This is a genomic window from Rhodoplanes sp. (assembly GCF_013377085.1).
Classification (GTDB): Bacteria; Pseudomonadota; Alphaproteobacteria; order Rhizobiales; family Xanthobacteraceae; genus Rhodoplanes.
The window spans coordinates 1-18,019 of the sequence record NZ_JACAAX010000054.1 but is presented as its reverse complement, the minus strand read 5'-3'; the positions used below and the strand labels follow the sequence as shown (position 1 = coordinate 18,019).

Annotated in this window: 14 protein-coding genes; 11 read left to right on the top strand and 3 right to left on the bottom strand. The window is 67.4% G+C overall.

Translation table 11 applies throughout. The features are described 5' to 3' along the window. Positions 1 to 68: 68 nt before the first annotated feature. Positions 69 to 500, bottom strand: a complete 432-nt coding sequence (locus HXX10_RS26275) for a CBS domain-containing protein (protein ID WP_296526280.1) — start codon at positions 498 to 500, stop codon at positions 69 to 71. A 211-nt stretch (positions 501 to 711) separates the two neighbouring features. Next, a complete protein-coding gene (locus tag HXX10_RS26270; RefSeq protein WP_296526279.1) occupies positions 712 to 1,446 on the bottom strand; it encodes a rhomboid family intramembrane serine protease in 735 nt (244 codons plus the stop codon). A 345-nt stretch (positions 1,447 to 1,791) separates the two neighbouring features. Here HXX10_RS26270 and HXX10_RS26265 point away from each other — a divergent pair, with 345 nt between their 5' ends. Further along, complete coding sequence (locus HXX10_RS26265; RefSeq protein WP_296526278.1) at positions 1,792 to 2,367, top strand: PAS domain-containing protein; 576 nt, start codon at positions 1,792 to 1,794, stop codon at positions 2,365 to 2,367. Here the strand turns inward: HXX10_RS26265 and HXX10_RS26260 are convergent, their stop codons facing one another. Next, complete coding sequence (locus tag HXX10_RS26260; protein ID WP_296526277.1) at positions 2,368 to 3,087, bottom strand: TetR/AcrR family transcriptional regulator; 720 nt, start codon at positions 3,085 to 3,087, stop codon at positions 2,368 to 2,370. A gap of 368 nt (positions 3,088 to 3,455) precedes the next feature. Between HXX10_RS26260 and HXX10_RS26255 the strand changes: the two genes are divergently transcribed. From HXX10_RS26255 to HXX10_RS26210, 10 genes are all read left to right on the top strand, one after another. Further along, positions 3,456 to 4,610, top strand: coding sequence for an HlyD family secretion protein (locus HXX10_RS26255; RefSeq protein WP_296526276.1), 1,155 nt, complete (start codon positions 3,456 to 3,458; stop codon positions 4,608 to 4,610). A gap of 116 nt (positions 4,611 to 4,726) precedes the next feature. Further along, positions 4,727 to 6,232: a DHA2 family efflux MFS transporter permease subunit gene (locus HXX10_RS26250; RefSeq protein WP_296526303.1), complete on the top strand. Its 1,506-nt coding sequence runs from the start codon at positions 4,727 to 4,729 to the stop codon at positions 6,230 to 6,232. 149 nt (positions 6,233 to 6,381) lie between these two features. Continuing rightward, the gene (locus HXX10_RS26245; RefSeq protein WP_296526275.1) at positions 6,382 to 7,824 is read left to right on the top strand and encodes a DUF1254 domain-containing protein; all 1,443 of its coding nucleotides are present in this window, start codon (positions 6,382 to 6,384) and stop codon (positions 7,822 to 7,824) included. Between the two features lie 371 nt (positions 7,825 to 8,195). Next, positions 8,196 to 8,810 carry a PilZ domain-containing protein gene (locus tag HXX10_RS26240; protein WP_296526274.1) on the top strand — a complete coding sequence of 205 codons (615 nt, stop codon included), beginning with the start codon at positions 8,196 to 8,198 and terminating at the stop codon, positions 8,808 to 8,810. Between the two features lie 384 nt (positions 8,811 to 9,194). Next, positions 9,195 to 9,899: a FadR/GntR family transcriptional regulator gene (locus HXX10_RS26235; RefSeq protein WP_296526273.1), complete on the top strand. Its 705-nt coding sequence runs from the start codon at positions 9,195 to 9,197 to the stop codon at positions 9,897 to 9,899. A 234-nt stretch (positions 9,900 to 10,133) separates the two neighbouring features. Further along, positions 10,134 to 11,549 carry a hypothetical protein gene (locus HXX10_RS26230; protein WP_296526272.1) on the top strand — a complete coding sequence of 472 codons (1,416 nt, stop codon included), beginning with the start codon at positions 10,134 to 10,136 and terminating at the stop codon, positions 11,547 to 11,549. A 10-nt stretch (positions 11,550 to 11,559) separates the two neighbouring features. Next, the gene (locus tag HXX10_RS26225; protein WP_296526271.1) at positions 11,560 to 12,723 is read left to right on the top strand and encodes an MBL fold metallo-hydrolase; all 1,164 of its coding nucleotides are present in this window, start codon (positions 11,560 to 11,562) and stop codon (positions 12,721 to 12,723) included. Between the two features lie 56 nt (positions 12,724 to 12,779). After that, positions 12,780 to 14,729 carry a GTP-binding protein gene (locus HXX10_RS26220; protein WP_296526270.1) on the top strand — a complete coding sequence of 650 codons (1,950 nt, stop codon included), beginning with the start codon at positions 12,780 to 12,782 and terminating at the stop codon, positions 14,727 to 14,729. 85 nt (positions 14,730 to 14,814) lie between these two features. Continuing rightward, the gene (locus tag HXX10_RS26215; protein WP_296526269.1) at positions 14,815 to 16,101 is read left to right on the top strand and encodes a hypothetical protein; all 1,287 of its coding nucleotides are present in this window, start codon (positions 14,815 to 14,817) and stop codon (positions 16,099 to 16,101) included. A 441-nt stretch (positions 16,102 to 16,542) separates the two neighbouring features. Beyond that, positions 16,543 to 17,163: a transglutaminase-like cysteine peptidase gene (locus HXX10_RS26210; protein WP_296526268.1), complete on the top strand. Its 621-nt coding sequence runs from the start codon at positions 16,543 to 16,545 to the stop codon at positions 17,161 to 17,163. Positions 17,164 to 18,019: the final 856 nt, after the last annotated feature.

Genomic DNA, 18,019 nt, shown 5'->3' with positions numbered 1-18,019 from the left:
TCTTTATTCGCAGGACGATGGATCGCCGGGTCAAGCCCGGCGATGACAACCGCGAGGCCGTGCCCGCCTCACGCCGTCCGGATGTAGTCCCGCAGAGCGTCGGATTCCTGCTCCATCTGCTCGAGCCTCGATTTCACCACGTCGCCGATCGAGACGATGCCGACCAGACGGTCCTGCTCGATCACCGGGACATGGCGGAAGTGGCCCTCGGTCATCTGCTTCATCAGCTCGCCGATGGTGTCCTGCTGGGTGCATGTCACCACCTTGCGGGTCATGATCTCCGACACCGGGGCGTCGAGCCCGGCGCCACCGCGGGCCGCCAGCGCCTTGACGATGTCGCGTTCCGAGATGATTCCGATGGTGTGGCCGTCCGCGCTGGTCACCACCACGGCGCCGATCCCATGCTCGCCGAGCAGCTTGGCGGCGGCCGTGACCGTCGCTGTGGGGTCGATGGTGACGACGGCATTGCCCTTGCGGACCAGGATCGTCTTGACGGTCACGTTCGCCTCCCTTGTCGCCAGACCTGACAGCCGGCGCATATGCCATTGATCGGTCGCTGCGGCGGGGAGACCGGAGCGACAAGCCCGCAGGCTGCCCTCGGTTCCGCGCAAGGCGTGACCGTTATCGAGATCATCCGCGTTTTCTATCAGGGGAGCAAGGCGGGCGGCATCGGAGTCCCGCCGTGCGTTCTGATGGTAGCGGGGTCTGCGGTCAGTCGGCCGGGCGCGGCAGCGGGATCGGGTCGAACAGCGGGAACAGCAGCAGCCCGGCGACGAAGCCGCCGATATGGGCCTGCCACGCGACCGGCTGGTCGACCCCGAGCATCCCGACCGAGCCGAGCCCGAACAGGATGTTGAGCCCGAACCAGACCGCCAGAAAGGCGATGATACGGGGATCGCGCAGCGTTTCGGAGAGGGGAGCGGCCGGCACCAGATAGGCGGTCGCGTCGGTGTTGCGGAAGACGCCGAGCGGCCCGCCGACCTGGAAGACGAAACGGATCGCCGCCGCCATGAAGCCTGAGATCGCCGCCGAGGCGCCGATCATCGGCAGCAGCTCGCCGGCATGGGTGACGAGGTGCAGGCCGGCCCCGGCCGCCGCCGTGGCGGCGAAGAAGCCGATGAACCGGGCATTGCCGAAGCGACGCGCGACGGCGCTGCCGAACGGCAGCAGCCACAGGATGTTGACGCCGAGATGCGTGAGGTCGCCGTGGATGAAGGCGTAGCTGACGAAGGTCCACAGATCGGCGGCGAGGCCGCCCGGCAGTGCGATGTCGAGTCCCGGCATCGACCCGTAGCGGGCCGGGATGAAGGCGAACAGGAGCAGAAAGTCGACGTCCTGCGATTGCGTGAGCACCAGTTCGCGGAACGCGTGCACGAGGCCGAACGCGGCGATCAGGCCGGCGATCACGGTCGGCAGATTGAGGATGGGCTCGTTGCGTCGCGACATGGGGTCCCTGGATGGCCCGCACTGATAGGACGTGCCTCTCCGGGCCGCAAGCGCGCCGCGCTGCAGGGGCCGGGGCACCGTTCGCTCGGCATCCCAGAAGAGTCACGCAATATATTGATAAAAAAAGAAAATACGTATTTAGCTCGCCGATTTAGGCCCCAGCGGACCGCTGCCCGCCGGGGCCGTTAACCTTGATCTAGTGTAAACGCCCGCGGCCCGACCGCCCGCGCTAGAACGGTACGGGGGGTGCTGCAGACCCGGTCGACGGCGGCGACCGGAGGCCGCTCGTCCCGAAGCCGGACAGAGCGAGCCGGCGTCTGTCGCAACCCGGGCAGAGCGAGCGCCATGAAGCACCCGTCGAGCCGCGAGCTGTTCCAATACTGGACGACGTTGCGCGGCCGGCGGCGGGCGCCGGAGCGCGACGAGATCGACCCGGGCGCGCTGCGCAAGATTCTGGGCGACAGCTTCGTGATCACCTTCGACGAACGGGCGGGCCATCCGGTCCGGCTCGCCGGGACGCGGCTGTGCGGCCTGTTCTGCCGCGAGCTGAAAGGGACGCCGTTCGTCGGCCTGTGGGACGAGGAGAGCCGTCCGCTGCTGCGGTCGCTCGTCGCCGGCGTCGCCGACGAGGCGGCCGGCGTCGTGGTCGGCGCCTCCGGGCTGACAGCGGGCGAGCCGCCGTTGCCGATCGAAATGGTGCTGCTGCCGCTCGCCCATCGGGCCTCGCTGCATGCCCGCCTGCTCGGCGTGCTGGCACCGCTGCAGACGCCGTACTGGCTCGGCATCGAGCGCGTGACCGCGATGAGCATCGGCACGTTCCGCAACCTCGTGCCGCGGACGGCGCCGAGTCTGGTCCCGGCACTCGATCCGGAGCGCCGGCGGGCCAGGCTGGTGGTGCTGGAGGGCGGCCGGAGCCGCTGATCAGGGCGTCGATGCGGCCGGGCGCCCGTAATACGCCAAAAACATCTCGACGGCGTGCCCGACCACATGGGCGATCTCGGCGTCGGTCGGCGGCGTGTCGACCGAGCGGTAGAGCCGCGGCCGCACCAGGTTGGCCTGACACAGCTCGGCGAACTGTGAGGCCGCCAGCACGGCGTCGGCGACCGACAGGACGCCGCGCGCCGTCATCCGCTCAAGATAGTCGGCTATCAGCGGCTTACAGTGCCCGGGACCCTGGGTGTAGAAGCCGCGGCCGACCTCCGGCATGCGCTCGGCGACACCGAGCACGATGCGCTGGGCCCGCAAGGCCCATTCCGAGGTGAGGACGCGGGCGAAGGCGGTGCCGAAGCGGGTGAGGGTGGCCCGCACGTCGGGATCGTCGGTGTCGACCAGCGCGAACAGCTCCTGCATGTGGGTCTGGCGACGGTCCTCGATCAGGGCCGTGAACAGCTCTTCCTTGTGGTCGAAATAAACGTAGAGGGTGCCCTTCGAGACCCCGGCCTCGCGCGCGATGTCGTTCATCGAGGCGGCGTCGAATCCCATGGTCGAGAACACCCGGGCGGCGCCGTCGATGATCTGGCGGCGCTTCGCCGGGTCGGTGCCGGCCGGCGCCCGGCCGCGCCGCACCTCGTGGTCGCAGCCGGCATCGACCGTCGTTCCGGACGGGACCGTTGCCGCTGCTATGTCGCTGTCAACGTCCATGTTGGTCCTCGACCAGCCGCCGCGCCGTCCGCGACGAGTCGCCATCGTCGCTGGTCAGTCTAGCGCACGCGCGGCCGGTTCGCGCCGGGGAAGGGGCAGGCGACGAAGCCTTCCGAATAAAATCGAACCGAACCGTTCAGTTCGCTCTTGATATCTCGTACGAGATCGATTAGTCAATATCGAACTGAACGGTTCGGTCAATGCCCGGCCGGGCCGAGTGACGGGGCAATATGAAGACGACCAGCCAGATCGAAGTTGCGCGGGCGGACCCTTCGGCCTTCGAGGGTCCGGCGTTGCCTGCGCCAGCGGCGGAGCGGATGCCCGAGCAGTCCCCCTCGGCGACCGCTCCGCCGCCCCCCGTTTCCACCGTGTCGAGCCCCCGTGGCCGGCTGCGCCGCCGCCTGTTGGCGGCGGCCGCCGTGCTGCTCGTCGGCGGCGCCGGTTGGTATGGCTGGCACTGGTGGACGGTGGGCCGCTTCATGGTCGGTACCGACGACGCCTATGTGGGCGCCGAGAACGCGACCCTGTCGGCCAAGGTCGCGGCCCATGTCGCGGCCGTGCCGGTCGAGGCCAACCAGCGGGTCGCGGCTGGCGATCCGATCGTGGTGCTCGACGACGGCGATTACCGCCTGGCGCTCGCCAGCGCCGAGGCGAAGCTCGCCACCCAGCAGGCGACGCTGGCCCGCATCGACGAGCAGACCGCGGCGGCCCGCATCGGCATCGACCAGGCGCGCTCCCAGCTCGATGCCGCCGTCGCCGATACCGGCCGGACCGATGCCGACTACGAGCGTGCCCGCGACCTGTACGCCCGCCAGGCCGGTGCCAAGGCGACCCTCGACACCGCGCTGGCGGCGCGCGACCGCGCCCGCGCCATGGAGGCCAATGCCCGCAGCGGGCTTTCCGCTGCCGAGATCAACGTCAGGGTCCTCACGGCGCAGCGCGCCGAGGCCGCCCGCACGGCGGCCGAGCTCGTCGTGGCGCGCAACCGCGCCCAGCGTGATCTCGATTTCACCGTGATCCGCGCCCCGTTCGACGGCGTCGTCGCCAACAAGGCCGTGCAGGTCGGCGACTATGTCACGACCGGCAAGCGGCTTGCCGCGCTGGTGCCGATCGACCGGCTCTATGTCGACGCCAATTTCAAGGAAACCCAGATCGCCGGGGTGAAACCGGGCAGCATCGCCCATATCCGGGTCGACGCTTTCCCGGACCGGGACATCCGCGGCACGGTCGCGAGCGTCGCGCCGGGCTCGGGCGCTGTCTTCTCGCTGCTGCCGCCCGAGAACGCCACGGGCAACTTCACAAAAATCGTCCAGCGCGTGCCGGTGCGCATCGCGGTGTCGCCCGAGGTGTTGCGCGAGGGCGTGCTGCGGCCCGGCCTCTCCGTCGTCGTCGATGTCGACACCCGCGCGCCGCAGGGCGCCACCGCGACCGATGCGATGGGCACGCCGGTCGCACCGTCGACGGCGTCGTCGGTGGCGCTGCGCCATCCGGCCTCGGCGCCCGACGACAACCGCACGCCGTGACCGCCGCCTCCATCCCGGCACCCGGTGCGGCAGGCTTGCCGGCCCGGGCGAGCGCCGCTGCACCCGCGGCGCCGGCCGACGCCGAGCGCATCGACCCGAAGCGGGTCGCCGCCTTCATGGCGATGGTGTTCGGGATGTTCATGGCCATCCTGGACATCCAGATCGTCTCGGCCTCGCTGGCCGAGATCCAGGCCGGCCTGTCGGCCTCGGCCGACGAGGTGTCGTGGGTCCAGACCGCCTATCTGATCGCCGAGGTGGTGATGATCCCGATGTCGGGATTCTTGGCCCGCGCGCTCTCCACCCGGGTGCTGTTCACGGTCGCGGCGGCCGGCTTCACGATCTCGAGCGCGCTGTGCGCCACCGCCGGCTCGATCGAGCAGATGATCGTCTGGCGCGCCGTGCAGGGCTTCATCGGCGGCGGCATGATCCCCAGCGTCTTCGCCGCCTCCTTCACGCTGTTCCCGGGCCGCCAGCGCGCCGTCGTCACCCCGGTGATCGGCCTCGTGGCGACGCTCGCCCCGACCATCGGCCCGACCATCGGCGGCTGGCTCACCCAGCAGCTCTCCTGGCACTGGCTGTTCCTGATCAATGTCGGCCCCGGCATCGCCGTGACGCTCGCGGCCGCGATGCTGATCGACTTCGACCGGCCCGAGCACAAGCTGCTCCGGCATTTCGACTGGCTCGGCCTGATCGGCATGGCCGGGTTTTTGGGCGGGCTCGAATACGTGCTGGAGGAGGGGCCGAACCACGACTGGCTCGAGGAGCCGGCCGTCTTCGCCTGCGCCGTGGTCTCGGCGGTCGGATCGGTGCTGTTCTTCTGGCGGGCGTTCGTGGCGCGCGAGCCGATCGTCGATCTGCGCGCCTATCGGGACCGCAATTTCGCGCTCGGCTCGCTGTTCTCCTTCGTGGTCGGCGTCGGCCTCTACGGGCTGACCTATCTGTACCCGGTCTATCTGTCGCGGGTGCGCGGCTACGACTCGATGATGATCGGCGAGACCATGTTCGTCACCGGCGTCGCCATGTTCCTCACCGCGCCGATCAGCGGCGTGCTGTCGCGCCGGCTCGATCCCCGCATCATGATGCTGATCGGCTTCGCCGGCTTCGGGCTCGGCACCTTCATGGTCACGGGCATCACCAAGGACTGGGATTTTTGGGAGCTGTTCGTGCCCCAAATCCTGCGCGGCGCCTCGTTGATGCTGTGCATGGTGCCGGTGACCAATCTGGCGCTCGGCACGCTGCCGCCGGCCGAGCTCAAGAACGCCTCGGGCCTGTTCAACCTGGTGCGCAATCTCGGCGGTGCCGTCGGCCTCGCCGTCATCAACACGCTGCTCAACCACCGGCTCGACCTCCACCTCGCCAGGCTGCACGAGAGCGTCGCCTGGGGTCGGGGTGCGGCCGAGGAGATGCTGGCCAATCTGACGCTGCGCTATTCGGAGCTCGGCGCCGGCGCCGACCAGCTCGCCGCGATCAAGCGGATGGCGCTGCTGGTGCGCCGCGAGGCGACCGTGATGGCCTTTTCCGACGTGTTCCTGGTGCTCACCGGCCTGTTCGCCGCGCTGGCGCTCGCCACCCTGACGCTGCGAAAGCCGCGCGCCGTCGCGGCGCCCCCGGGCGCACATTAGCGCAGGCCCCGGCCGAGCAGGTTTATGCAGGTGCGGCCGCCCGGCGCGCGATGTCGGAGTTTTGACTATCGCGTTGCGCTCCGTGGCCCGTCTCGGATTGACCGAGGCCTCTCCCGGGTTCCACAAAGGCCCGGCACGGAGGCGACATCATGCTGACCAAACGCGATCTTTTGCGCACCGCCGCGCTCGGCGCGGTTGCCGGGCCCGCTCTGGGGTCGGGACCCGCGCTGGCCGAGTTGTTTTCGGGCCGCCCGGGCTTCTTCAAGGCCAAGGACATCGCCGAGGCCGGGTTCATCTACGGCCTGCCGATCGTGATGAACTACGGCGTCATGTACGAGTTCGCGGTCGACAGGACATCGCCGCAGTTCAAGGCGCCGTTCAACCAGATCCACAACGAGGCGCGCGTCTTCACCTGGCAGGACACGACGGTCGTCACGCCCAACAGCGACACGCCGTATTCCGACGTCTGGATGGACCTGCGCGCCGAGCCGATGGTCCTGTCCGTCCCCGCGGTCGATCCGAAGCGCTACTATTCGGTCCAGCTCTGCGATGGGAACACGTATAATTTCGGCTACATCGGAACTCGCGCGACGGGCAGCGACTCCGGTGACTACATGGTGGTCGGCCCGCACTGGACCGGGACGCGGCCGCCGGGCATCCGCGGCGTCTTCCGCTCGACGACGCAATTCGCGCTGGCGCTGTTCCGCACCCAGCTCTTCAATGCCGCCGACATCGACAAGGTCAAGGCGGTGCAGGCCGGATACCGGGCGCAGCCGCTGTCCGCCTACCTGAAACAGCCGGCCCCGCCGGCCGCGCCGGCCATCGACTTTCCGAAGATCGACAAGGAGCTAGCGAAGCGGAATTTCTTCGAGTTCCTGGATTTTGCACTGCAGTTCGCGCCGCTGTCGCCGGACGAGGTGTGGATCCGCGAGCAACTGGCGCGCATCGGGATCGGTCCCGGCAAGTCCTTCAGCTTCAGGGACCTGTCGCTGGAGGACAAGGCCGAGGTCCTGCTCGGCATGGCCGAGGGACAGCGCAAGGTCGAGGAGGCCGCCAAGACGCTCGGCAAGGACATCAACGGCTGGCGCGTCGCCGCGCCGTTCGGCGATGCCGTCCACTTCCACGGCGACTGGCTGCTCCGCGCCGCCGCGGCGCAGGCCGGCATCTACGGCAACGACGCGATCGAGGCGATGTATCCGGGCGCGCGCGTCGACGCCGACGGGCAGGCGCTCGACGGGGCGAAGAACGCCTACACGCTGACCTTCCCGGCCGGCCGGCTGCCGCCGGCCGACGCGTTCTGGTCCGTCACCATGTACGACGCCAAGACGCAACTGCTGATCAGGAACCCGATCGACCGCTACCTGGTCAACTCGCCGATGCTGGCCGGCCTGAAGAAGAGCCAGGACGGCTCGCTGACGCTCTACATCCAGAACAAGTCGCCGGGCGCCGACAAGGAGTCCAACTGGCTGCCGGCGCCGGACGGGCCGATGTACATCGTCATGCGCATCTACCTGCCGAGGACCACACCGCCGTCGATCCTGCCGGCCGGCGAGGGGACCTGGCAGCCGCCGGGGATCAAGCGGGTGGCGTGACGCCGAGCGTCCGATGTCTCTCCCTGAAGGTCCGGGTGGGGCGCGTCGCAGCCGTTGCAACTCTCGGCCGCGTCGTCCCGGATCCGGCACATCCGCGAGGCGGCTTGCGGACCAGCCGGCGTTCGAGGGGCTTTATGGGGGACGTCCGGTCGTCACCGGCCCGGCCGCCGGTCGAGAGGACACGCCCGGGTCGGTTTTCCCGCCGGTTGAAAATCGATTCGATCGAAAACCCGCGGTCGCGTCGACCAAATCGAGAGGGTGTTTCGACTCCACCCGGCCGGACTGCGTATTAGCCCTCGGCCGCCAACCTCCTCAATGCCTCGTTAACGCTGGCGGCCTAAGGTCGATCGATCGGGTTCTGGAGAGTTTTCATGGCATTGGCGGAGCGCAAACCGAGCCTTCTGGCGCTCGCCCAGGAACGGCGTCGGTTTCAGCGCGTCACGGTGAATCTGCTCGGGCGCTACATGCTGGCCGACCGGCGCGAGTATCCGTGCCAGGTGGTCGACATGTCGCCCGGCGGGCTCGCCATGATCGCTCCCGTCAGTGGTGAGGTGGGCGAGCGCGTGGTCGCCTATGTGGACCATGTCGGCCGGCTCGAAGGCGCCGTCACCCGGGTGTTTCCGACCGGCTTCGCCATGACGTTCTCGGCGACGCCGCGCAAGCGCGACAAGCTCGCCGCCCAGCTCACTTGGCTGGCCAACCGCGACATCCTGAACCTGCCCGAGGACCGCCGCCACGGCCGCTTCGTGCCGCACAACCCGGTGACCCAGGTCGTGATGCCGAACGGCCTCAATCTGAAGGTCCGGGTCATCGACGCCTCACTGTCCGGCGCCGCCATTGCCACCGACCAGCGGCCGCCGATCGGTGCGCTGCTGATGATCGGCAAGGTGCAGGGCAGGGTGGTGCGTCACCTCGAGGAAGGGTTCGCGGTCGAGTTCACTCGGCTGCAGCATCCCGACTTCATCGAGGACAGCCTGAAGCCGTAATACCAGTCTTCGTTGTCCTCGACCTTCACCGTCATCGCCGGGCTTGACCCGGCGATCCATCATGCTGCGACCAAAGCGTTTTTGCGAAACGTGATGGATGCGCGGGTCGAGCCCGCGCATGACGCTCGCATGCATGGCAAGCCTTGTGTGCATCCCGTAGGGCGCCGCCAGGGACCTGGCGCGCCCGGCTTCGGCTCCGTCGCCATCCCTATCCGCAGACCATGATCGACGCCGCCCGCCCCGCGGCGGTTCTGCCGTTGTCGTGGCTCCGCCCCGGTCCTTTCGCGCTTCGGCGAGAACTGGCCCAACCAGGCTAAATATTCTGCCTCCAAATAGGGCAGACAGCTTGTATGTCAGGTGGATAGCTGTACTATAGTAGCCATTATGGGCAGTTTGGTTGGACCAGAAGTTACCAGCAACCGCGTCGATATCGTCGCGCGTCAGTTGGTCGAGCAACTCCGGTCTCTCGGTGCGACCGACACCGGACGGCTGCCCAGCGAGCGGCGGCTCGCCGCAATTCACAACTGCAGCAGAAATACGATCCGAGAGGCGCTTGCGCGGTTGCGCGACCGCGGCATGATCGAGGTCCGGCCGCGCAGCGGGTCTTACGAGCCGGCGACGCCGCCCCGCGACCAGCCGCGCGCGGTGGACGCTCTGGCGGCGCTCGATTTGGTTGGACCAGAAGTCGCCCGACTCGTCGCGACAGCCTTCCGGGACGAGTATGTCGAGCGCCTGGAAGAGATCACGTCGGAGCTGAGTCGTGCGCTTCTGCACCGTGACGCCGGGGAGGCCGGCCGGCAATTCACCGGCTTCTATGCCGAGCTCGGGCGCTTGGCGGGCAATCCCTACCTGCACCGCGTCCTGACGGCCATCGAGGCCGACGAAGGGCTGGTGACGAATTCGAGCCGGGTGCCGCAACAGCGCGCCGTGGAAGCCTTCTTCACCCAGCATGTCGACGTGCTGCAGGCGCTGCGGCGCGGCGACAGCCGCCGGGTCGGGAAGCTCGCGCAGCGCTGCATCCGGGCGTTCGCCAATCTGGTGCATGTGACGCCGACCTCTGTCGGGCCGGCGTCGGGAGCGGGCCCATGACCCGCGCCGGTCGATCCCGAAATCTGCTGCGGGCCGTCATCGGGGTGCATTCGGCGCCGAACGGCCCGGGCGCCCACTGGAGCGGATGCTCCAAACGTTCGGTCGCGCCGTCGGCGCGGCGGTCGGTCGACACGGTCCGCGTCCTTGCGGGCATGCCGGCAGATGAACGGGTACCGGGGCCTGACTTGGCGGTCGCCCCGGTACCCTTGTGCCATCTCCAAATGGGGGTACCAGATGGAAACGGACCACTCGCCTAGTTATCTGGAGTCACGCAAGCTCGTCAAACGATGGAGCGGGCCCTGGCCCGTGCTCGCCAACACGCTGGTGCTGGCGGCGTTGTTCTACGCCACCTGGTGGGTCTTCCAGGATCCGCGCGGGATCATGCGGCTCTACACGCCCTATGTCGGCTACATGTACTGCCGCTGGCTGCTGATCATCCTGATCTGGGTGGCCTACATCTTCGACTATTGGCCGTTCAGGCGCGGTTGGCTCGAACGCACGAATCCGCTCGTGAAGGGCGTCGTGCTCACGGCCTTCAGCGTCGCCGTGATGCTGCTGGTCATCGAGGGCTTCTTCATGAGGATCCTCGGCGACTACGGCATCTCCTATATGAGCCCCGATCGCCTCGAGGGCATGGGCATCACCCGCTTCTACGCGCTCGAATACGCGACCGAAGCCATCATGATGTTCGCCGTGATCGCCTCCTGGCTGTCGCCGGCCTGGGTGGTCGCCTGCGAGAACGAGCCATGGGCGAAGCTGCCGCAGCCGACCCGTGGCATCACGATCATGCTGGTGACGTTCCTGTTCAGCACGATCGTCTACTTCCTCACGATGCACTCCCACATGGCGATTCTGTTCTATCCCTGGCAGCAGTACACGGCGATCACGCCGGGCTACTGGGAGAGCTTCGCCAACACGGTGTCGGGCAATTTCCACATCGCCTGGATCATGTGCTGCACCGTCACGGTATGGCTCTACGAGACGATCTGGGAACGTTACCCGTTCAACCTGATCCAGACCAACTGGCTGCGGCGGGTCACGTCGTTCTTCGGCATCGTCGCCATCGCCTTCGCGCTGTGCTTCTTCCTCTACTACGGCCAGGACCTCGCCTGGGGCGAGACCATCCGCGGCACGAAGCGACTGATGGCGCCAGACTGGCGCTGGCTGCATGTCGGCGAGATGGCGATCTTCTGGCTGGTGCCGATGCTGTTCCTGAACTTCTACTGCGGCAACTGGCCGACCAAGTTCAGCCGGCCCGCCAACGTCGCCCTGCGCACGCTGATCACCATCGTGGCGGCGGTCGTGCTCTACGTCACCTACTACAAGACGGCGCACCTCTTCCTCGGTGTGCAGCAGGGATACGCGCATCCGCAGCAGTTCCCGATGATCCCGACCATCTGGCTGATCAACATCATGCTGATCAACATGTGGTTCATGGACGGCTGGCCGGGCTGGAAGGCGGTGCCGAAGTCGGCGACCGAGATCGAGGCGGCCCACCAGGTGATCGTCGCCCGCGACGTGAAATGGTCGCCCGCGCTCGGATACGGCCTTGCGGTCGGTGTCGTCGGCGGCATCGCCGTCTACTTCCTGGTCGTGAGCATTCTGCCGTGGCTCGGCCAGATCATCACCATCATCGAAGGCTCGACGTGAGGAGGTCATCATGAGCGAACAGAAAACCACGTCGCGTCGCGACTTCGTGATGGGAGCGGCGACCGGCGTCGGCGCCGGTGCGATCGGGGCGATGGGCCTCTACTCGTACTCGCCCGCCGCCTACAAGCGTTTCGCCTCGGTTCCGCGCGGCAACCGCGAGGAGTTCGGCGCGGTACGCAGCGTCAAGATCACCAACATCTCGGAGACGAGCTGGTTCGACAACGCCACCCTGATGGGCGACATCCAGGCGGCCGGCGGCCTGCTGGTGAACCAGTACACGATCGGCTGGCCGCCGTTCGGCAACGGCAAGGGAATCGCCAACGGATCGTTCGAGACCGGCCTCGAGTCGATCCGCAAGATGATCCCGGGCGATCTGGAAGAGGCCTGGGCGCTGCAGTCCAAGCTCGGCGTCCATCCGGAGAACCCCGGCGGCTTCTCGTGCCTGATCGAGGTCGAGTCGCTCGACGGAACGATGCACAAGTACCTGCTCGACACCGGTTGGTCGTTCGACTGGATGGACAAGGCGTTCAAGCGCGAGAAGATCGACCAGATGCTGGCGGCGCACGAGATCGAGGCGCTGTTCCTGTCGCACGAGCACTGGGACCACTTCTGGGGCCTGCCGGTGCCGATCAAGTACGACAACCGCATCCCGATCTACACGCACAACGGCTTCTACAAGGAGGGCCTGCAGTACATGGCCGCCACCGGCCACAAGGGCAAGCTCTTCATCCAGGACAAGCCGGTCGAGCGGGTCATTCCGGGCATGGTCGTGGTCAAGTACGACGTGCCGATCATCAACCGGGTGTTCGGCGAGACGTCGCTCGCCTTCAACATCAAGGACAAGGGCCTGTTGTCGATCTCGGGATGCAATCACCAGGGCATCCTGCAGTGCACCGCCTACATGCGGAACAACCTGAAATACGACAACGACAAGTTCTACGGCATCTACGGTGGGCTTCACATCTCGCCGTTCGAGGACTGGGATCCGAAGTACGACGATCTCGTCATCGCGCTGAAGCAGTACGAGTTCGACAAGATCGGCTGCAATCACTGCACCGGCGTCATCACGGCGCACAAGTTCGTCGAGCGGGGCTACCCGGTCGTCAAGGGCACGGCGCGGTTCCGCTCCAAGACGGCCGACTATCTCGGCAACGGTGACACGATCGTCTTCTGAGTTCGCGATCGGACCAGCGGGGCCGCCGCATGCGGCGGCCCCGAGAAGGAGCCTTCATGCAGACCGGTTCTCTCCTGCCGCCCGGCAGGGCGACGCCGCAGGCCGCCGATCTCCTCCTGCTCGCCCAGAATGCGCTCGCGCGGGCCTGCCTGGACACGCGGTTCAAGCGGCTGGTCGGCTGGCGGGGCTTTGCCGCCTGTCCCGAGCTCGGCGGTGCATCGACCTGCCGGTTGACTCGTCGGCCGGGAGTCTTTGGGCTGATGCCGGAGGGCTGCGACCTTGCCGGCGACGTGCCGTTCGCGCGCATCGGTCTTCACTACTTTCCGACCATGGCCGAGCCGGTGTTCGAGAGTCTCGCCCCGGCGACGGCGCTGCTCGTGGCCGGCGACGACTATCGGCAGCAGGTCCGCGATTTCCCGGCGCATCCGGAGCTGGTCGGGCCGTTCGCGATCGGCGCCCTGACGGTCGGGCTCGGCGTCCGCAAGGACGTTCTCATGCTGTCGCTGGAGACCTGCGACCATCATCGCATCGTTTCGCTGCCCGGCATCCCGGCGGCGGACGACGGCTGGGTGGTGCCGCCCGGCGGCCTCGAGCAGGACGTTCCGGCGCGCGCATTGGCGGAGCAGTTCTTCGAGGTGCTGGCCGCCGCCGCCACGCTGTGCGTCGGCGAGCCGCCGCGGCTGTGGAGGTGCGACGCCCGGCCGGCCGGCGAGGTCGTCCACGGGGCCGACGGGGAATGGAGCCACCGGCCATGCGACGACAACGATCTCGTCTTGCAGTCGCTCGCCTGGGGGAACGGCGAGTCGCTTCCGCCGGAACGATTTTGCCTGGGCGGGACCGAGCGCACCCTGCTGTGGCAGGGGAACGCCGGCGCGCCGCGCCCCGACGCGGTGGCGTCGGCGCTGTGGTGGCGGACCGACGATCTCGATGCCTTGCTGGGGGAGGGGGCTCATCCGGAGGCGGCGGATCGCCGGCCGAGCCTGATTGTGCTGTGCGGCTTCCTCGGCTCCGGCAAGACCACGCTGGTCAATCAGATCATCGAGCACCACCGCAATCACGATTCCTTCGTCGCCGTGATCCAGAACGAGCTCGGCGCCGCGAGCGTCGACGCCCATCTGGTCGAGGAGAGCGACTCGGTCGAGAGCCTGGACGCGGGCTGCGTGTGCTGCACGCTGGCCGGCAGCCTCGCCAAGGGCGCCCAGCGGCTGATCGATCGCTACCATCCCGAGCGCATCGTGCTCGAGACCACGGGGCTGGCGAACCCGTTCAACCTGATCGACGAGCTCGCCACGTTGTCCGGGATCGTGAGGCTCGACGTGCTGGTGACGGTCGTCGATGCCGACAACGTCCTCGATGCGCTCGACGCCTCCGCGGTCGCCCGCGACCAGATCAGGGGTGGGGACGTCCTGGTCCTCAACAAGTGCGACCTGGTCGACGCGGCGACCCTCGCACGGATCCGCGAACGCATGCGGGGCCTCAATCCGCGGGCGCCGGTCCTGGAAACGAGCTTCGCCCGGGTGCATCCGGCGCTGCTGCTCGGCGAGGTCGAGGCGGACGCCTGCGCGACTCCCGATGCGCCCGCGCAGGGCTGCGGGGCTGCGGACCACGACCATGGCGACAGTCATGGGGATCATGCGCACGATCATCGCCACCCCCACGACCACCAGCCTCGCAGCCGGCACGATCACCGCGGCGACGGCTTCGTCGCCATTCGCCTGGCCCAGCCGGACGGCTTGTCGCGCGATGTTCTGTTCGAGCGACTCGAAAGCTCGCCGGGGCGGGCGTTCCGCATCAAGGGAATCGTCGACCTGGCGGACTCGCCGTTCCCGGAAGCGTTGCAGTGCGTCGGGAACCGGCGCGAGCTCGCGCCTCTCCCGTCGGTCTACGACGGGCCGCCGTTCCTGATCTTCATCGGACAGGACCTCGACGCCGAAGCGCTGCACGCCCATTGGCATGCGCCGGTCGCCGACGCCGCGCCGGCCGCGCTCCGCATGGAGCCGGCCTGACGGCCGGGGCCGCGCGGGGAATCGCCGGACCGGTTATCCTGGCAGCCGGCATCTTGCCGGCTGAACTCGGAAGGACCGTTCGGACGTGGACATCGGATCTCTCACCGGCGCTCCGGCGCTCTCGGCCCTGCTGACCACGTGGGCCACGGCCCTCGGCGGCGTACCGGCGATCTTCTGGCAGCTCGACGTCCGCAAGAACGAGCTGACCTTCCTGGGCGGCGGGAGCAGGGGTGCGCTGGACGAGCAGACGGCACTGATCCTGAAGAACCCGGCCCATGCCCGTGCGGCGGTTCTGGCGGAAGATCAGGACCGGTTCTTCGATTGCGTCGATCGGATCCGTGGCGTGCATCCGGCCGCGACGATCGTCCGGGTCCGCGACGGCGACGGGCTCATCCGCTGGATCGCGGTGGCGGCGATGCCCGATCCCAGCACCGCCATGCGGTGCGTCGGGCTGCTGGCGGAGTGCTCGGGGCTCGTCGACCTCGTTCTCGGCGCGACCGCGGATGCCGATCTCGACGAGAAGATTGCGCTGTTCGACAACCCGGTGCTGCTGGTCAGCGTCCGAACCCGCCACACCGTGCTGGCCAATCCGGCGGCCCGCGCGCTCTTCGGCGAGCGACTGGAGGGTCCGGCGGCGCTCGCCTTCGACGACCTGTTGCTGTCGTCCGCCGGCGTCACCGCGGCAGAGGTCTTCGAGGCCCTGGTGTTCCACGGCCAGTGGAGCGGGGCGCTGACCGTGCAGGACGGGCGCGGCGAGCCGCACCTCTGCGCGGCGCGGGTGCGGCCGCTGTCACATCGCAGCCAGAACATGCTGTGGGTGTCCCTGATGCCGGAGACGGCCGGCGGCGACGACCGGTCGGGGGAGGGCATTTTCGCCGAGGACGAGGCCTCGCCGGCGGCCGTCGAAGCGTTCGCCGCGGCGGACAGCATCCCGGCGCTGCTGCGCGCGTTCCTTGACCATCAGCCGGCGACCCTTCCGGCCGACGCGGTGATGCGGTCGCGCATCTTCATCACCGAGAACCGGGTGGTCGTCACCGGCGTGGCGCCGTCGCTTGCCATGCCGGCGGCCGAGACCTTTCCGTACGAGGGATCGATCGCCGAGAACATCGTGCGTTTCGGGCTCGACCACCTGATCGTCGAGGACACCTCCCGCAGCATCAAGCCGATCGACTGGGTTCTGTTCATCCCGAAGGGCATCAGATCCTATTTCGCGGTGCCGTTCTTCGAGGGCGGCGTGCTCAAGAACGTCTTCATCGTCTGCTCGACCGAGATCGGCCGGTTCACCGAGCGCAACGTCCGGGCCTATGCGCCGCTGTTGTCGGCCGTGGAGGCCGCCTTCAACCGGCTCGAGGAGCCCCGAGGGGGCGCCTGACCGGCACGCCGTGTCGGGCTCACGTCCGGAGGCGGCGCCTTCAGGGCGAACCTCCTCGTCTCGTTCGGTTCCGGAGTATCGACTTCCACCCCTGGTAAACAAACTGTGGCAATCGGCCGGGCCCCGACCGGCTGGAATGCGGCCCGCGATGGTTGCGGGGAACCGACAATCGGCGGGTCGCAAGGCCGGTGGTCGCGACGGGCGGCCTCGGGCCGACGCTGGGGCAGGGCGCCAAGCCATTCAATTCAAACGGAAATTCTTGTATTCGTTAAAATTTGAATCGATTTGTAGTATATCGGATTTTAGACGAATTATACGAGCGTTTTAGCCAAATACAGTTATGTATAACGCCAGTATTGCTTCAAGTTTATCGGATCGACTTAGCGGCGGTTCAAAGGTTGTATGGGACAGTTGACCCTGTGAGGACGGGAGGGGTCAACAATGAATGTTCGTCCCAGGCGCGGACTGGCGGCCGTGTGGGCCGCAGCGGCCTTCGGCGCGCTGATCGGGCAGGCTGATGCGCTCGATCGTCCGCTCTACGCCTCGGTTCAAGACGTCGCCCGCCCGCCGATCGGTTGGGTGTCGTTCTGCTCCGACCGGCCGCGCGATTGCGCGGCGACCCCGACCACCCCGCGCGACGTCGTGCTGTCGCCGCGCGCCTGGCGTGACCTCGTGCGGGTCAATCGCTGGGTCAACGACACCGTCAAGCCCCTGACGGATCTCGACCACTGGGGCGTCGTCGAGAAGTGGTCCTATCCGGACGACGGCTACGGCGACTGCGAGGACTATGTGCTGCTCAAGCGGCGGATGCTGATCGCCGCCGGCTGGCCCCGCGAGGCGCTGCTCATCACCGTGGTGCGCGACCGCAAGGACGAGGGCCACGCCGTGCTGACCGTCAAGACCGACAAGGGCGAGTTCGTGCTCGACAACCAGGTCGACGAGATCCTCGGCTGGACCGAGACCGGCTACCGCTTCGTCAAGCGGCAGTCGCAGTCCGATCCGAACACCTGGGTGGCGCTCGGAGACACCCGTCCGGCGGTCTCGACCGCAACGTCCAGGTAGCTGGATTTGAACGAGTTTTTGCCGGTGAACCTTTTTCCGGCAACGCCCGACTAAACGACAGGAGTTTCGCAGTCCCGGTCACGTCCCCACCCCTCCCCGTCCCAGACCGGGTTTGCGCGCGGCCGGCTCTCCCCCAAGAGCCGGCCGCAACTTTTTGAGCCAGTTTTTCGTACGATTTCAATAGTATATCAGGCGCGTTCGTGGACAGTGGGGGATGAAAGACGCGCGAATATGGGCGTGAGGTGGGGAAAATCCGGGGATTCTGATCATCTTTTGTTCTTCGGCTCCTTCGGAAGACGTCGACCCGGTGCCACTCGGCGCGCGGCACGACTTGGGCGTATCTCTCCGCTGATCGCTTGTCCCGCCAGTTCATTTGGGCGGCCAAGTTTAAGCTCTTTTTTGTAAGGCTCTTTGCCGAAGGCTCGCTGGTCAGACCATGGTTGTTGACGATTTGCGAGTTACGGCGCGGGAACCGGCGCGTACCGTCGCTGTGTTCTGGATCCGATGTCGCTGCGCCCGCAGGACCAGGAGCTGAGCTTCCAGATCCCTGATCTGGCTTTCCAGCGCTAGGATTCTCTTGCGCTCGTCAGGCCTGAGTTTCTTGCGCCACTGGCGCGACTCTCCGTTCGCCATCGACCCGAGTTCCTCTCGTCACGGGTAAGGTATGACCTCTGGGGAGGATCCGCAACGCGGGCTTCCTGCAGCGGTTCGAGCGCTGAGGTGAGGGCGGCAAATTAATAGCCTCTATCGTTGAGCACGAAGCGCCGCCATGCGGACCCCGCCGAGCGGGGAATCGAACCATCTCATACGGTTTCCGGGTGATTGACTCGGAGGATTCCGAGACTGTTGCGAAGCA

What these genes read in the sequence shown, in the direction of transcription:
- HXX10_RS26270 (WP_296526279.1), bottom strand. Translation starts at nt 1,446, where the DNA reads ATGTCGCGACGCAACGAGCCCATCCTCAATCTGCCGACCGTGATCGCC.
- HXX10_RS26265 (WP_296526278.1), top strand. Translation starts at nt 1,792, where the DNA reads ATGAAGCACCCGTCGAGCCGCGAGCTGTTCCAATACTGGACGACGTTG.
- HXX10_RS26260 (WP_296526277.1), bottom strand. Translation starts at nt 3,087, where the DNA reads ATGGACGTTGACAGCGACATAGCAGCGGCAACGGTCCCGTCCGGAACG.
- HXX10_RS26250 (WP_296526303.1), top strand. Translation starts at nt 4,727, where the DNA reads ATGGCGATGGTGTTCGGGATGTTCATGGCCATCCTGGACATCCAGATC.
- HXX10_RS26245 (WP_296526275.1), top strand. Translation starts at nt 6,382, where the DNA reads ATGCTGACCAAACGCGATCTTTTGCGCACCGCCGCGCTCGGCGCGGTT.
- HXX10_RS26240 (WP_296526274.1), top strand. Translation starts at nt 8,196, where the DNA reads ATGGCATTGGCGGAGCGCAAACCGAGCCTTCTGGCGCTCGCCCAGGAA.
- HXX10_RS26235 (WP_296526273.1), top strand. Translation starts at nt 9,195, where the DNA reads ATGGGCAGTTTGGTTGGACCAGAAGTTACCAGCAACCGCGTCGATATC.
- HXX10_RS26230 (WP_296526272.1), top strand. Translation starts at nt 10,134, where the DNA reads ATGGAAACGGACCACTCGCCTAGTTATCTGGAGTCACGCAAGCTCGTC.
- HXX10_RS26225 (WP_296526271.1), top strand. Translation starts at nt 11,560, where the DNA reads ATGAGCGAACAGAAAACCACGTCGCGTCGCGACTTCGTGATGGGAGCG.
- HXX10_RS26220 (WP_296526270.1), top strand. Translation starts at nt 12,780, where the DNA reads ATGCAGACCGGTTCTCTCCTGCCGCCCGGCAGGGCGACGCCGCAGGCC.
- HXX10_RS26210 (WP_296526268.1), top strand. Translation starts at nt 16,543, where the DNA reads ATGAATGTTCGTCCCAGGCGCGGACTGGCGGCCGTGTGGGCCGCAGCG.